Here is a 13,584-nt window from a genome sequence, read left to right as displayed (position 1 = left end):
GGGGGGCGCGGCGGGGGCGCCCGGGGCGGGGGGGCGCCCCCCCCCCCCCCCCCCCCGCCCCCCCCCCCCCCGACTCATTTGCGCGGAGAACCGCCTGACCAAGGCTAGTTGACTCTGCGTCAGTGTCCAATCACGGTAGCGACAGAGACCTATCGACTTATTTATAGTTGGACGGTCCTGAGGCGCCGTCAGCCGACCGCCTGAGTCGAACGGCCGCACCGGCCGGGAGGGGGCGGACATGGATCTCGCCCTGCTGCGCACCTTCGTCGCGGTGCACCGGGCCGGCTCCTTCACCCGCGCGGCAGCGCTCCTCGGGCTCTCCCAGCCCGCGGTGACCAGCCAGATCCGCACCCTGGAGCGGCAGCTGGGCCGGCCGCTCTTCCTCAGACAGGCCCGTGGGGTCACCCCCACCACCATCGGCGACGAGCTCGCCCACCGCGCCGCACCGCACCTGGACGCGCTCGTGGAGATCGCCGAGACCGGTCTGGACGAGCAGAACGGGGTCCGCACCCTCCATCTCGCCGGGCCTCCCGAGTTCACCTCGGCGCGCGCCCTGCCTGCCCTCACCCCGCTGGTCTCCCAGGGGCTCGCCGTGCGGGCCGCCTTCCCCGCCACGACGGAGGAGATCCTGGACGGGCTCGCGGCCGGCCATCACGATCTCGCCATCGCCACGGCCCGCCCGCGCGGTGGGCTCTTCGGCTCCACGCCGCTCTGCGACGAGGAACACGTACTGGTCGCCGCGCCGCGCTGGGCCGCCCGGCTGGCGCCCGACATGCTGCTGCGCAAGGACGCCGTGGTCCTGGAACAGCTGCCGGTGGTGGAGGTGCACGAGTCGCTGCCCTTCGTGTCCCGCTACTGGGCGGCCGTCTTCGAGACCAAACCGGCCGCGGCCGCCACCGTCGTGGCTCCCGACCTGCGGGCCGTCCTGGAATCGGCCGCCGCCGGGGCGGGCCTGGCGGTCCTGCCGCGCTATCTCTGCGAGGAGGCGTTGGAGCAGGGCCGCCTCGTGGCGCTGCTCGATCCGCCGGTACCTCCGCTGCGGACCTACTTCCTGGTCGTCCGCGCCGGAACGCTCGCGCTGCCGCATCTCGCGAGGGCCCACGAGTGGCTCCTGCGGGCTTCCGGAGCCTGGTGAGTTTCAAGACACCTGCGGCGGGCCATTTTCTCCCCATGACCGAACGTCCTGTGGTCAAGCGCACCGCACGCGCCATCCTGCTCGATGGAAACGACCTCATCCTCATCAAGCGCACGAAGCCTGGGGTCGATCCCTACTGGCTGACGCCGGGTGGCGGAGTCGAATCCTCCGACACCACCGTCGTCGAGGCCCTGCACCGCGAGGTGCACGAAGAACTCGGCGCCAAGATCACCGATGTGGTCCCCTGCTTCGTCGACACCGTCGAGCACATCGTCGACGGCGGTGTCTCGGGAGTGAAGGTCCAGCACTTCTTCGTCTGCCGGCTCGAATCCATGGACCCCTCGCTGCGGCACGGGCCCGAGATCGACGAGCCGGTGGGCGAGTACGAGATCGTCCGGGTGCCGTTCACCCGGATCGGCATCGCGGCCGTCCACCTCGTGCCGCTCTCCCTGCGTCACTACCTGGACGGCAACATCGAGGGCGTGCGCGCGATGCACGCGCCGGATCTGGGGTAGGCCGGCGGCCTGTTCGAGAGCCTGGGCTAGGAGGCGAGATCCGCCAGGAAGTCGTGGCGGATCCGCTCCGCCGGGATGCCGATCCCCCGCAGGGTGTCCACCCCGCGCCGGACCATGCCGGGCGGGCCCGACAGATAGGCCTCGTACTCGTTCCACGGGCCGTACCGGCGCACGGCGTCCGGCAGTTGTCCCTGGTCCTCGGTGATCGGCCGCACCGACAGCCAGGGGAACGTCTTCTGGAGCCGCATCATCGTGTCGATGTCGTACAGGTCGTGGTCGCTGCGCGCTCCGTAGAACACCTCCACGGGGCGCCGGTCCCCGTGTTCGGCGACGTCCTCGACCAGCGCCTTGATGGGGGCTATGCCGGTGCCGCCGCCCAGACAGAGCAGGCCGTTGTCCGTGGAGTGGTCGACGGTCATCGATCCGGCGGGCGGGCCGAGACGCAGGACGTCGCCGGGTCGCGCGTGGTGCACCAGGGCGTTGGAGACCCAGCCCGCCGGCACCGCCTTGACGTGGAGCGAGAGCAGCCCGTCGGGTCGGGGCGCCGAGGCGAAGGAGTAGTGCCGCCAAATGCGCGGCCACCAGGGGGTCTCCAGCGTCGTGTACTGCCCGGCCAGGAAGGAGTACGGCTGGTCGGGGCGGAGTGTGATCACCGCGATGTCCGGCGTGCGCAGATCGTGCGAGACGACCTCGGCGTGCCACCAGGCAGGCGCATGGAGCTCGTTCTCGGCCGCCGCGTCGATCATGATCTGCGAGATCGTGGTGTACGTCCGCACCCAGGCGGCTTCGGTCTCCGCGTTCCAGGTGAGGGTGGCGTACCGGACCAGCGCGCCGATCAGCGCCTCGCCGACGGCCGGATAGTGGGTCGAGCGGGTCCCGTACTTGCGGTGCCCACGGCCCAGGTTCTGGAGGTACTCGGTGAGGACGGGGGCGTTGTCCATGTGCTCGGCCGCCGTCAGCAGCGCCTTGAGCAGGCGATCGCGCTGGGTGTTCATGGCCACGGGGAACATCGCGCGCAGCTCGGGGTGGCGGACGAAGAGCAACGCGTAGAAGTAGGAGGTCACCTTGTCGGCGACGGGCGCGATCTCGGCCAGGGTGCGGCGAATGAGGATCGCGTCGGGGGAGGGTCCCGGGGCTATCCGGGGCGGTGCCTCGCCGTCGTCGTGCACGGCCTCTTCCATCGTGTGCCTCGCCTCGCGCCTGCGGCTCTTGTCGTCGCAGCTTGACAGCTTCGGCCACCGGTTCGGACAGAAAGTGGAATTCTCGGGCATTAGCCCCGCGACTACGGCTAGGCTGCGCCCTTTCGGACCAGGTCGTACGCCTCTCGCAGATCGCTCCCCGCGTAGGCATGGCGCGACAGACCGGCCAGGTGGTGGTCGGCGTTGACGGCCACGGTGACCGGCACGGCGGCGAAGAGCTGCGCGTCGGACATCGAGTCGCCGTAGGCCACACAGTCGGCCAGACCTAGTCCGTACTCCGCACAGAGATGGCGCGCGATGCTCACCTTCGCGGCCGCGTCGAGGATGCCCGGCCGGTGGATGGGCTCGGTGAACGGCACCGACGGCCAACGGGAGCCATGGGCCGCATCGGCCCCCCAGTCGAGGAGTCGCTCGACGAAGAAGTCCGGCGACAGCGAGATGACGGCGCAACGCCCGCCTTCGGCGTGGATCTCCGCCCAGACCTCGCGAATGCCGGCCAGCCAGGGGGCTCCCTCGAAAGCGGCCGTGACCTGCTCCGGCGTGAGGGCGGACCAGAGCGCGTGAGCCTGGACCGCGAATTCGTCGGGTGTCATCCCGTTCACCAGGAACCCCCGCTCCAAGGCGGCGATCTCCTCGGTCAGTCCGAGCTGGCGTGAGATCTCCACGGCGGCCGCCGACCCGCGGATCAGTGTGCCGTCGAGATCGAAGAGATGCAGCCTGCCTCGGCCCATGGAACGCGTCATGTACGCCGAGGCTAGTACGTGCGGTTACTCCCGTCGTCAGACGCGGGACGACGGGGCGGGGCGGCACGGTGTTTCACGTGAAACATCTCCAGCGGCCCGCTCGGCGGGCTCTCCTCGTCGTCCATGTCTCCGTCTCCGTGGCGTGGCTCGGGCTCAGCGTGGGACTGCTGACGCTCGGCATCGCGGCCTACGCCACGGGCGACCCCTCGCTCACCGAAGCGGCCTACCGTGCGATGAAGGTGTTCGCGGACTGGTTGCTCGCTCCGATCGCCGTGGCGACCCTGGTGAGCGGACTGGTGCTCTCCTTGGGTACTCCCTGGGGCCTGGCCCGGCACCACTGGGTCTGGATCAAGTTCTGGATCACCCTGGCTACTGCGGCCGCGACCGTCTTCGCCCTGCGGCCGGAGATCGTGCACGCGGCGACGGCCGGCGTGCGCGACCCCAGTCTCGTGGCGGCGCCGACGGTCTCGACGGCGGCCTATCTCTTCATGACCGCGATCTCGGTGCTGAAGCCCTGGGGGCTGACCCGCCGAGGCCGCCGCCTCCGGGTATCGGTCACTTCCCGTAAAACGGTGGACGGACGATCACTGGGTCGGACAGCCTGAGTGTCATGCCGATGTCGCCCGCCCCGCTCGACCAGCTCCCCATCCGGATCCTCACCCCCGAAGACGTCACCGTCTGCGCCGACCTCTCCGAGGACCGGGGGTGGCCTCGCGAGGAACACAAGTGGAACCTCCTGCTGACCGCGGGGACCGGCTACGGCATCGACGACCCCGACGGCAAGGGGCTCGTGGCGGCCGGCGTGGTCACCTCGTACGGGCCCGGGCTCGCCGCGATCGGCATGGTGCTGGTCGCCGAGCGGTACGCCCGCCGGGGTGTGGGGCGCCGGATGATGGAGCACGTGATCGCGGGGGCCGGAGACACCCCGCTCACGCTCCACGCGACGCCGAACGGGCAGCCGCTCTACGAGCAGCTGGGTTTCGTCCAGACCGGCCGCGCCGAAATGCTCCGAGGCCACTTCACGGCGGTGGAGCCGGCCCCGGAAGTCTCGACCCGGGCCGCCACCGCCGAGGACCTCCAGACAATCCTCCGCCTGGACACCGAGGTCTTCGGCCTGGACCGCACGCATATGCTCACCCGTCTGCCGGCCTTCGCGGACCAGCTCCGCGTCGCTGACGAGGGCGGTGAGATCACCGGCTTCGCGGCGGCCTGGCCGAACATGGACACCCATGTCATCGGCCCCCTGATCGCCCGGGACACGGCCACCGCCCAGGCCCTCGTCGCCTCCCTGGCCGCTGCCACGGACCGCCCCTTCCGCACGGACATCGACGTACGCCACGAGGCCTTGGTGAGCTGGCTCAAGGCGAACGGGCTCGCCCCGGTCGCGTTCAACGCGGTCATGGTGCGCTCCCTGCCCGACCTGCCGGGTGACTGGCGCCGCAGGTTCGCCCCGCTCAGCGTCGCGGCGGGATAGGCCCGGGACAGACCCCGGAGGGAGCCCGTCCGAACCCGGGGCCGGAGCCGAGATAAAGCCGGGGTAATTGCACACGCGGGCTTTTGCATTCTTCGTCTACTCTGGGAGAAGCCGCTCCGGACCGAGGAGAGACCATGACCGCGACCGACCCTGCTCTCACCGCCCTCTCCCAGGGCTGGTGTGCTCTCTCTCTGCTGCACGGCAGGATCGAGTCCCACATCGAGCGCGCACTGGAGTCCGGGCACGGGCTGAGCGTGCGCGAGTACTCGCTGCTCGATGTCCTCAGCCGCCAGCACAGCGGTCCGGGCGGCCACCTCCAGATGAAGCAGGTCGCGGACGCCGTCGTCCTCAGCCAGAGCGCCACCACGCGCCTGGTGACCCGCCTGGAGGACCGAGGCCTCCTCACCCGCTACCTGTGTGCCACGGACCGGCGCGGCATCTACACCGATGTCACCGAGTCCGGCATGAAGCTGCTCGCGGAGGCCCGTCCCACCAACGACGGAGCCCTGCGCGAGGCCCTCGACGAAGCGGCGAAGAACCCGGAGCTGGCCCCCCTGGTCCGCGTCGTCGAAGGCCTTCACGTTCCCGCCTGAGCCGCGCCCGACCGGCGCTCTTCCGCCGGCCCGACGGGCGGCGAGGCGTACGCTGCGCCTCATGAGCGATCTTGAGATACGGCCCGCCACCACGGGCGACCTGCCGGCCATCGTCGCGATGCTCGCCGACGACCCGCTGGGCGCCCAGCGGGAGTCCCCCGAGGACCTCACTCCGTACACCGCCGCCTTCCAGCGGCTGGCCCAGGACCCCCACCAGCACGTGGTGGTGGCCGTGCGCGGCGGCATGGTGGTTGGCACCCTCCAGCTCACCGTCATCCCCGGGCTCTCCCGCCGTGGATCCACACGGTCGATCATCGAAGGCGTGCGGATCCACGCACAGGAGCGGGGCAGCGGCCTGGGAACGCGGCTCATCGAGTGGGCCATCGAGGAGTCCCGCCGCCAGGACTGCCAACTCGTCCAGCTGACCTCCGACACCACGCGCACGGACGCCCACCGCTTCTACGAGCGGCTCGGGTTCGAGGCCACCCATCTGGGCTTCAAGATGAACCTCTGACCTGGGAGGGCCGTGGTCGGGCCGCCACTGTTACCGACGAGGCGGTCGTCGGCCTCGGTGTTTCACGTGAAACATCCGACTCAGAGGCCGCGCCACCCCGCTTCATCCACTCCCCCCGGCACGGCGTCGCTCTGCTCGTACGGCTCGCGCGTGAAGACGAAGGACCCCAGATCGAGATGGCTCACCGAGCCGTCCGATCGCCGCACCGCCCGGAGGGTCTCGCCCAGGTAGTAACCGTTGAGGCCGACCCAGCCACCCTCGGGCAGGGCCCGGAAGGTCGCGCGCCTCCCAGGGCCGCGCAGTGGTTCGAGGGTCACACTCCGATCCGGCCCGAGACGCAGCCCGAACACCTGGGTCCCCCAATACCAGGGCCCTGTCAGCTCCAGCAGCTCCCGGTCCACCTCTGCCTCGGGGAGCGGCCGCCAGGGCTCGGGGAAGCGGGGCTCGGCCTCCGCCACGATCTGTACGAGTTCGCCGGCCACGGCCGCCATCGACGGCCCGGACGTGGCGTTGGCGAGCGTGACCGCCGCGATCCCGTCCTCGACACTCACCCAGAGGCACGCGACGAAGCCCGGCAGTGATCCGGTGTGGCCGACCAGCATCCGGTCGTCCCAGCGCAGCAGTTGGACGCCCAGACCGTAACCCCCCTCCTTGTCCCCGGCCCCCGGTGCCACCGCCGGCGTACGCATCTCCGCGACCGAGGCGGCGCCGAGGACCCGGTCGTCGCCCTGGGCGAGGAACCCGGCGAAACGGCAGAGGTCCTCGGCCGTCGACCAGAGCTGGCCGGCGGGCGCCATCAGCCCGAGGTCCTCGGAGGGCTCGGGGAGCATCACGTCGGCCCACGGGTGCACGGCCCAGCCACCGGCGTGCGGGGCGACCGGCTGGACGCTCGTCCGGGTCAGGCCCAGCGGCTCCAGGATCTCGCCGCGCAGCGCCTCCTCCCAGGAGACCCCCCGCACCGTCTCGACCAGCGAACCGAGCAGCGTGTACCCGGGGTTGGAGTAGTGGAAGTGCCGGCCCACCGGGTGGCGGAACGCCTCCTCACCGAGGACATCGGCCAACTCGGGCCGTACCGTCCCCGGCGTCCGCTCCCACCACGGCCCGGGGGCCTCCGCCGCGAGCCCGGCGCTGTGCCCGAGGAGCTGGGCGATGGTCACCTCGCCGACGCCCGTTCCCGAAAGGTGCTTCTCCAGCGGGTCGTTCAGGTCGAGCAGCCCCTCGTCGCGGAGGCGCATCACCAGGACGGCGGTGAACACCTTGGTGAGGGAGCCGATCCGGTACTGCGTGTCGGCGTCCGGGTCGTGCCCGTCGACGCAGCTGCGGGCTCCGCTCCACACCATCTTCCCGTCACGGGCGACGGCCCCGACGAACGAGGGCGCGCGCCCCTCTGACTGGGCGACAGCGACGCGGTGCAACAGAGCGCGTTCGGTACTGGGAAGCAGAGCTTCGAAGGGTGAGGTCATGAACCGATCCAACGCCGAGAGCGGTCGAGAGTCGACAACATTTCCCGTCGCATGCAGATCTCATCGCCGGGAGGTGCTCCGCCGCATCCCACCACCACGTCCCAGGCAACGGCATCCCCGCAGGTCAGACCCTCCTTGGCATCCCAGCGTCCCTGATGCCGCGCCACCGCTTGCCCCCACCTTCCTGGAACGGATTGTCTGTTGCCGAGCCGGACGGGAATGCCGACCGGCCGCGGATCACACCAGTCTCAGTACGGGGGAACCCATGAAGCTCACGCACGCCACCAAGACCCTCCTCGCCGGCCTCACGCTGGTCAGCACGCTCTCCCTGACCGCCTGCAACGGCGACACCACCCCCACGAAGGCGACCCCCTCGACCCCCTCCTCCAGCACCTCGGCAAGCCCCACGGGCGACTCGGCCAAGCCCTCACCCACCACCACGGATTCGGGCAGCAGCACCGACGGGAAGGGCAAGGGCGGCACCACCGCGGGCACCGGTTCGACCGGGAACTCTGCCGGGATCTGCCGAAGCGACGAGCTGGAGGTCACCGCTGTCGACAACACGATCGGCAAGGACGAGGAGGGCGTCGTCACCGTGCAGTTCAAGAACGGCGGCGGCCGCGACTGCACCATCAAGGGCTTCGCCGGTGTCGACCTCAGGACGGCGGCGGGCGACACAGTGTCCGTGCCCCGCAACGGCGACAAGCCCCGCTCGGAGGTCCTCAAGAACGGCGAGTCCGCCGCCTTCAACATCACGTTCCCGGTCAACACCAGCGGCGGCTCTGGCATCCGCCTGTCGAAGCTCCTGGTCACGCCCCCGAACGAGACGAAGACCATCACCCTCGACTGGCCCGCGGGCACCCTCCCGGTGGACAACCACGACGCCCCGAACCACACCCTCCAGATCACGCCCCTCGGCAAGGTCGGCTAACCCCTCCACGCACCCCCTGCGGCCGGTGACGCCGGTTACAGGGGGCTGTGGCACTCCGGCCCCACAGCGTGTCAGCTCACCGACGTGCAGGGCCTCGCAGCAGGTCGGCGACCGACCCGGGCAGTGGCTGCAGTCGCGGCGCCTGGGTGTCGTCCATGGCAATCGACAGCACGTTGGCAGGGGTCACCACGCCAGGGTAGTCACCGGGTGCAAGGCCCTACACAGGGAACCGTCACGTCTGCGCCATGTCCACGAAGCGGGAGTAGTGGCCCTGGAAGGCCACCGTGATCGTCGCTGTCGGGCCGTTTCGGTGCTTGCCGACGATGATGTCCGCCTCGCCCGCGCGCGGTGACTCCTTCTCGTAGGCGTCCTCGCGGTGCAGGAGGATGACCATGTCCGCGTCCTGCTCGATCGAGCCGGATTCACGGAGGTCGGAGACCATCGGCTTCTTGTCGGTGCGCTGCTCGGGGCCACGGTTCAGCTGGGAGAGCGCGATCACCGGCAGTTCGAGCTCCTTGGCCAGGAGCTTGAGGTTTCGCGACATGTCCGAGACTTCCTGCTGCCGGCTCTCGGAGCGCTTGCCGCCGGACTGCATCAGCTGCAGATAGTCGATGACCACGAGCTTGAGCCCGGCGCGCTGCTTGAGCCGACGGCACTTCGCGCGGATCTCCATCATCGACAGGTTCGGGGAGTCGTCGATGTACAGCGGGGCCTGCGAGACGTCCGGCATGCGGCGCGCAAGCCGGGTCCAGTCCTCGTCGGTCATGGTGCCGGAGCGCATGTGGTGCAGGGCGACCCGGGCCTCCGCCGAGAGCAGGCGCATCGCGATCTCGTTCCGGCCCATTTCGAGGGAGAAGATGACGCTGGGGAGGTTGTGCTTGATGGAGCAGGCCCGCGCGAAGTCCAGCGCGAGCGTCGACTTACCCATGGCGGGTCGGGCCGCGATGATGATCATCTGGCCCGGGTGCAGCCCGTTGGTGAGCTGGTCGAGATCGGTGAAGCCGGTCGGCACACCGGTCATCTCGCCGCTGCGCGAGCCGATCGCCTCGATCTCGTCGAGCGCGCCCTCCATGATGTCGCCGAGCGGCAGATAGTCCTCGGTCGTGCGCTGCTCGGTGACCGCGTAGATCTCGGCCTGCGCCGAGTTCACGATCTCGTCGACATCGCCGTCGGCCGCGTATCCCATCTGCGTGATCTTGGTGCCGGCCTCCACGAGACGGCGCAGCACGGCGCGCTCATGCACGATCTCCGCGTAGTACGCCGCGTTGGCCGCGGTCGGTACCGACTGGACGAGCGTGTGCAGATACGAAGCACCGCCGACCCGGGTGATCTCGCCGCGCTTGGTGAGCTCCGCGCCGACCGTGATCGGGTCGGCCGGCTCGCCCTTCGCGTACAGGTCGAGGATCGCCGCGTAGACCGTCTCGTGGGCGGGCTTGTAGAAGTCGTGGCCCTTGATGATCTCCACGACGTCCGCGATGGCGTCCTTGGAGAGCAGCATGCCGCCGAGGACGGACTGCTCGGCGTCGAGGTCCTGCGGAGGGACCCGCTCGAAGCCGGTCAGGCCGCCGTCCCACGGGCCGCTGTCGCTGCCCCGGTCGTGCTGGTCGTCACGGCCCCGTCCACGCCCACGGCCCTCGCCGCGGGGGCGGGCGACAGGGAGTCGCTCACTCGGTCCGCTGTCGGCTGCCCAGGGGTCGTCCAAGGGCTCGGGAATGCTCACCCAGCCACCTCTTCCCGTCCGCTCCGCGGACCTCGCCGTGCCACTCTTTCTTACGCCACGGCTCTGACAAACAAGAGGCTTTGACTCCGCTTCTGGCGCGTCGGGCGCCGGACCACGGTAGGCCCGCGGGCACCGTCAGCCAATCTGGTTATCCACAGGGCCTGTGGGTGAACGACCAGATGCTGTGGAGAACCCCGCCGAACCTGTGCACGGACCGGGGGACAGTCATGTGGACAAACTCATAGCGCACCCCGCAGCACCGCCCTGACCTGGACGTTTTCCATCCACGGGCTGTGGGGGAGAAAAACTTTTCCTTCCGGACCAAGATCAGAACAAACGGCGCACACCCAAGGCTCCACACCACACCGAGGTAAGGATCAGAACTGCATTGCATCTCTTACCTGTGGAAGATTAGATTTGGTCCATGACCCAGGCTCCCCCGACCCCCAAAGCCGTCCGTCGGCAGCACGACCGTGAGATCGTCACCCTCGCGCTGCCGGCCTTCGGCGCACTCGTCGCCGAGCCGCTGTTCCTGATGGTCGACAGTGCCATTGTCGGCCACCTCGGCACTCCCCAACTCGCCGGTCTCGCCATCGCCGCCGCGCTGCTCACCACCGCCGTCAGCGTATTCGTCTTCCTCGCCTACGCGACCACGGCCGCTGTCGCCCGCCGCGTAGGAGCCGGTGACCTCAAGGCGGCCATCCGGCAGGGCATGGACGGCATCTGGCTCGCACTCCTTCTCGGAGCCGCAGTCGTCGCCGCCACGCTGCCCACGGCCCCCTGGCTGATCGACATCTTCGGCGCCTCCGACACGGCCGCCCCCTACGCCACCACGTACCTGCGGATCTCCATCCTGGGCATCCCCGCCATGCTCGTGGTCCTGGCAGCCACCGGTGTCCTGCGCGGCCTCCAGGACACCCGTACACCGCTGTACGTGGCCATCGGCGGCTTCACCGCCAACGCGCTGCTCAATGTGGGCCTCGTGTACGGCGCCGGGATGGGGATCGCCGGCTCGGCCTGGGGCACGGTCATCGCCCAGTTCGCCATGGCCGCCGTGTACCTCGTCGTGGTCGTCAGGGGAGCACGACGCCACGGCGCCTCCCTGCGCCCCGACGCGGCCGGCATACGTGCCAGTGCCCAGGCGGGCGTCCCTCTTCTCGTCCGTACGCTCTCCCTGCGCGCGGTCCTGATGATCGCCACCGCCGTCGCAGCCCGCATGGGCGATGCCGAGGTCGCCGCTCACCAGATCATCCTGTCCCTGTGGAGCCTGATGGCCTTCGCGCTGGACGCGATCGCCATCGCCGGCCAGGCCATCATCGGCCGGTATCTCGGCGCCGATGACGCCGACGGTGCCAGACAGGTCTGCCGCCGCATGGTCCAGTGGGGTGCGATCTCCGGCGTCGTCCTGGGCGCACTCCTCGTCCTGGCCCGCCCGCTGTTCATCCCGCTCTTCACCGGCGATACGACGGTCCAGGACACCCTGCTCCCGGCCCTGCTCGTCGTCGCGGTCTCCCAGCCGATCGCCGGTGTGGTGTTCGTCCTGGACGGCGTCCTGATGGGCGCGGGCGACGGTCCCTACCTGGCCTGGGCCATGCTGCTCACCCTGGCCGCCTTCGCTCCGGTCGCACTCCTCGTCCCCGCCCTCGGCGGCGGGCTGACGGCGCTCTGGTGGGCGATGACGCTGATGATGACCGTCCGCCTGGTGACCCTCTGGGTGCGCTCGCGTTCCGGCCGCTGGATCGTCACCGGTGCCACGCGGTGAATGTTTCACGTGAAACGCCCAGGCTTGTGAGTCGCCAGGTCTGTGAAACGCCGTGTTTCACGTGAAACGGCGGAAGGGCCGCACCCCGAGGGGTGCGGCCCTTCCGTACTGCTGAGAGCAGCGTTACGCGGCGACGACCTCGACGCCGAGCTTCGCGGCAACCTCGGGGTGCAGACGCACGGACACCTGGTGCGAGCCCAGGGTCTTGATCGGCGAACCGAGCTCGACGCGACGCTTGTCGACGTCGGGGCCACCCGCGGACTTGATCGCCGTGGCGATGTCGGCCGGGGTCACGGAGCCGAAGAGGCGGCCGGCGTCGCCGGAGCGAACGGCCAGACGCACCTTCACGCCCTCGAGCTTGGCCTTGATCTCGTTGGCCTGCTCGATGGTCGCGATCTCGTGGATCTTGCGGGCGCGGCGGATCTGCGCCACGTCCTTCTCGCCACCCTTGGTCCAGCGGATCGCGAAACCACGCGGGACCAGGTAGTTGCGAGCGTAACCGTCCTTGACGTCGACGACATCGCCGGCGGTGCCGAGGCCAGAGACCTCGTGGGTCAGGATGATCTTCATCTTTCGGTCACCCTTCCCTTATCGCGCGGTGGACGTGTAGGGCAGCAGCGCCATCTCACGGCTGTTCTTCACGGCCGTGGCGACGTCACGCTGGTGCTGCGTGCAGTTGCCGGTAACGCGGCGGGCACGGATCTTGCCGCGGTCGGAAATGAACTTCCGCAGCATGTTCGTGTCCTTGTAGTCCACGTACACGGTCTTGTCCTTGCAGAACGCGCAGACCTTCTTCTTAGGCTTGCGCACAGGCGGCTTCGCCATGGTGTTTCTCCTGTGTGATCAAGAAGTTTGGGTACGAGCTGCCTTCGAGGGGAGTGCCCTAGAAGGGGGGCTCGTCCGAGTAGCCGCCGCCGCTGGAGTTTCCACCCCAGCTGCCTCCGCTGCCCTGCTGCTGGCCGCCGCCGGCCGGCGCGCTGGTCGCCCACGGGTCGTCGGCGGGGGCACCGCCACCACCCTGCTGGGCACCGCCGGAGTTTCCACCCCAGCTACCACCGCTGCCGCCCTGCGGCTGACCGCCGCCGTAGCCACCCTGGCCACCGCGACCGGTGGTCTTGGTGACCTTGGCCGTGGCGTTCTTGAGGCTGGGGCCGACTTCCTCGACGTCCAGCTCGTAGACCGTGCGCTTGACGCCCTCGCGGTCCTCATAGGACCGCTGCTTCAGACGTCCCTGCACGACGACACGCATGCCGCGCTGAAGGGACTCGGCGACGTTCTCCGCCGCCTGACGCCAGACCGAGCAGGTCAGGAACAGGCTCTCGCCGTCCTTCCACTCATTGGTCTGACGGTCGAAGGTGCGGGGGGTGGACGCGATACGGAACTTCGCGACCGCCGCACCCGACGGGGTGAAGCGCAGCTCGGGGTCGTCGACAAGATTGCCGACGACCGTGATGACGGTCTCGCCTGCCATTGGATGAACCTCTCGGCGGGATTGCTTCTGGCTGCTTGCTGCTACTCGAACCCGATGACTTCTG

At 69.6% G+C, this 13,584-nt stretch carries 15 protein-coding genes; 8 read left to right on the top strand and 7 right to left on the bottom strand.

The window, feature by feature from the left end:
* The first annotated feature begins 238 nt into the window (after window positions 1–238).
* Together ACFWRO_RS02110 and ACFWRO_RS02105 are read left to right on the top strand one after the other, a co-directional pair.
* Window positions 239–1,135 (top strand): LysR family transcriptional regulator, encoded by an 897-nt coding sequence (locus ACFWRO_RS02110; RefSeq protein WP_384503411.1) that lies wholly within the window; start codon window positions 239–241, stop codon window positions 1,133–1,135.
* Window positions 1,136–1,170: 35 nt separating this feature from the next.
* A complete protein-coding gene (locus ACFWRO_RS02105) occupies window positions 1,171–1,650 on the top strand; it encodes an NUDIX domain-containing protein (RefSeq protein WP_384503409.1) in 480 nt (159 codons plus the stop codon).
* A gap of 26 nt (window positions 1,651–1,676) precedes the next feature.
* On the opposite strand, the gene ACFWRO_RS02100 is transcribed toward ACFWRO_RS02105, so the two are convergent.
* The gene (locus ACFWRO_RS02100; RefSeq protein ID WP_384503406.1) at window positions 1,677–2,831 is read right to left on the bottom strand and encodes a globin domain-containing protein; all 1,155 of its coding nucleotides are present in this window, start codon (window positions 2,829–2,831) and stop codon (window positions 1,677–1,679) included.
* Window positions 2,832–2,938: 107 nt separating this feature from the next.
* Window positions 2,939–3,592: an HAD family hydrolase gene (locus tag ACFWRO_RS02095; RefSeq protein WP_384503404.1), complete on the bottom strand. Its 654-nt coding sequence runs from the start codon at window positions 3,590–3,592 to the stop codon at window positions 2,939–2,941.
* 77 nt (window positions 3,593–3,669) lie between these two features.
* Between ACFWRO_RS02095 and ACFWRO_RS02090 the strand changes: the two genes are divergently transcribed.
* From ACFWRO_RS02090 to ACFWRO_RS02075, 4 genes are all read left to right on the top strand, one after another.
* Window positions 3,670–4,197, top strand: a complete 528-nt coding sequence (locus tag ACFWRO_RS02090; RefSeq protein ID WP_384503403.1) for a DUF2269 domain-containing protein — start codon at window positions 3,670–3,672, stop codon at window positions 4,195–4,197.
* Between the two features lie 5 nt (window positions 4,198–4,202).
* Entirely contained in the window at window positions 4,203–5,066 is an 864-nt protein-coding gene (locus tag ACFWRO_RS02085) for a GNAT family N-acetyltransferase (RefSeq protein ID WP_384503402.1), read from the top strand.
* A gap of 134 nt (window positions 5,067–5,200) precedes the next feature.
* Window positions 5,201–5,659 carry a MarR family transcriptional regulator gene (locus tag ACFWRO_RS02080; protein ID WP_362005305.1) on the top strand — a complete coding sequence of 153 codons (459 nt, stop codon included), beginning with the start codon at window positions 5,201–5,203 and terminating at the stop codon, window positions 5,657–5,659.
* Window positions 5,660–5,720: 61 nt separating this feature from the next.
* Complete coding sequence (locus ACFWRO_RS02075; RefSeq protein ID WP_384503400.1) at window positions 5,721–6,173, top strand: GNAT family N-acetyltransferase; 453 nt, start codon at window positions 5,721–5,723, stop codon at window positions 6,171–6,173.
* An 80-nt stretch (window positions 6,174–6,253) separates the two neighbouring features.
* On the opposite strand, the gene ACFWRO_RS02070 is transcribed toward ACFWRO_RS02075, so the two are convergent.
* Window positions 6,254–7,636, bottom strand: coding sequence for a serine hydrolase domain-containing protein (locus tag ACFWRO_RS02070; RefSeq protein ID WP_384503398.1), 1,383 nt, complete (start codon window positions 7,634–7,636; stop codon window positions 6,254–6,256).
* A 265-nt stretch (window positions 7,637–7,901) separates the two neighbouring features.
* Here ACFWRO_RS02070 and ACFWRO_RS02065 point away from each other — a divergent pair, with 265 nt between their 5' ends.
* The gene (locus tag ACFWRO_RS02065; protein WP_384503397.1) at window positions 7,902–8,567 is read left to right on the top strand and encodes a DUF4232 domain-containing protein; all 666 of its coding nucleotides are present in this window, start codon (window positions 7,902–7,904) and stop codon (window positions 8,565–8,567) included.
* A 232-nt stretch (window positions 8,568–8,799) separates the two neighbouring features.
* On the opposite strand, the gene dnaB is transcribed toward ACFWRO_RS02065, so the two are convergent.
* On the bottom strand, window positions 8,800–10,287 hold the full coding sequence (gene dnaB, locus ACFWRO_RS02060; protein WP_384503396.1) for a replicative DNA helicase: 1,488 nt from the start codon (window positions 10,285–10,287) through the stop codon (window positions 8,800–8,802).
* Window positions 10,288–10,711: 424 nt separating this feature from the next.
* On the opposite strand from dnaB, the gene ACFWRO_RS02055 reads away from it, so the two are divergent.
* The gene (locus tag ACFWRO_RS02055) at window positions 10,712–12,049 is read left to right on the top strand and encodes an MATE family efflux transporter (RefSeq protein WP_384503394.1); all 1,338 of its coding nucleotides are present in this window, start codon (window positions 10,712–10,714) and stop codon (window positions 12,047–12,049) included.
* Between the two features lie 123 nt (window positions 12,050–12,172).
* On the opposite strand, the gene rplI is transcribed toward ACFWRO_RS02055, so the two are convergent.
* From rplI to ACFWRO_RS02040, 3 genes are read right to left on the bottom strand one after another with little or no spacing between them, the layout of a single operon-like run.
* Window positions 12,173–12,619 (bottom strand): 50S ribosomal protein L9, encoded by a 447-nt coding sequence (gene rplI / locus ACFWRO_RS02050; protein WP_361960248.1) that lies wholly within the window; start codon window positions 12,617–12,619, stop codon window positions 12,173–12,175.
* An 18-nt stretch (window positions 12,620–12,637) separates the two neighbouring features.
* A complete protein-coding gene (gene rpsR / locus ACFWRO_RS02045; RefSeq protein WP_003956534.1) occupies window positions 12,638–12,874 on the bottom strand; it encodes a 30S ribosomal protein S18 in 237 nt (78 codons plus the stop codon).
* Between the two features lie 58 nt (window positions 12,875–12,932).
* Window positions 12,933–13,520 (bottom strand): single-stranded DNA-binding protein, encoded by a 588-nt coding sequence (locus ACFWRO_RS02040; RefSeq protein ID WP_384503392.1) that lies wholly within the window; start codon window positions 13,518–13,520, stop codon window positions 12,933–12,935.
* Window positions 13,521–13,584 lie beyond the last annotated feature (64 nt).

This window comes from Streptomyces sp. NPDC058579, from assembly GCF_042718575.1.
Lineage (GTDB): Bacteria > Actinomycetota > Actinomycetes > Streptomycetales > Streptomycetaceae > Streptomyces.
Note: the sequence above shows the minus strand (reverse complement) of the source record. Positions and strands in the feature narration are given on the sequence as shown.

Bases quoted from the DNA above. Each gene is read 5' to 3' on its own strand.
- ACFWRO_RS02100 (WP_384503406.1), bottom strand. From the start codon at position 2,831: ATGGAAGAGGCCGTGCACGACGACGGCGAGGCACCGCCCCGGATAGCC.
- ACFWRO_RS02095 (WP_384503404.1), bottom strand. From the start codon at position 3,592: ATGACGCGTTCCATGGGCCGAGGCAGGCTGCATCTCTTCGATCTCGAC.
- rplI (WP_361960248.1), bottom strand. From the start codon at position 12,619: ATGAAGATCATCCTGACCCACGAGGTCTCTGGCCTCGGCACCGCCGGC.
- ACFWRO_RS02040 (WP_384503392.1), bottom strand. From the start codon at position 13,520: ATGGCAGGCGAGACCGTCATCACGGTCGTCGGCAATCTTGTCGACGAC.
- ACFWRO_RS02065 (WP_384503397.1), top strand. From the start codon at position 7,902: ATGAAGCTCACGCACGCCACCAAGACCCTCCTCGCCGGCCTCACGCTG.
- ACFWRO_RS02075 (WP_384503400.1), top strand. From the start codon at position 5,721: ATGAGCGATCTTGAGATACGGCCCGCCACCACGGGCGACCTGCCGGCC.
- ACFWRO_RS02070 (WP_384503398.1), bottom strand. From the start codon at position 7,636: ATGACCTCACCCTTCGAAGCTCTGCTTCCCAGTACCGAACGCGCTCTG.
- ACFWRO_RS02085 (WP_384503402.1), top strand. From the start codon at position 4,203: ATGCCGATGTCGCCCGCCCCGCTCGACCAGCTCCCCATCCGGATCCTC.
- ACFWRO_RS02055 (WP_384503394.1), top strand. From the start codon at position 10,712: ATGACCCAGGCTCCCCCGACCCCCAAAGCCGTCCGTCGGCAGCACGAC.
- rpsR (WP_003956534.1), bottom strand. From the start codon at position 12,874: ATGGCGAAGCCGCCTGTGCGCAAGCCTAAGAAGAAGGTCTGCGCGTTC.
- ACFWRO_RS02110 (WP_384503411.1), top strand. From the start codon at position 239: ATGGATCTCGCCCTGCTGCGCACCTTCGTCGCGGTGCACCGGGCCGGC.
- ACFWRO_RS02080 (WP_362005305.1), top strand. From the start codon at position 5,201: ATGACCGCGACCGACCCTGCTCTCACCGCCCTCTCCCAGGGCTGGTGT.
- ACFWRO_RS02105 (WP_384503409.1), top strand. From the start codon at position 1,171: ATGACCGAACGTCCTGTGGTCAAGCGCACCGCACGCGCCATCCTGCTC.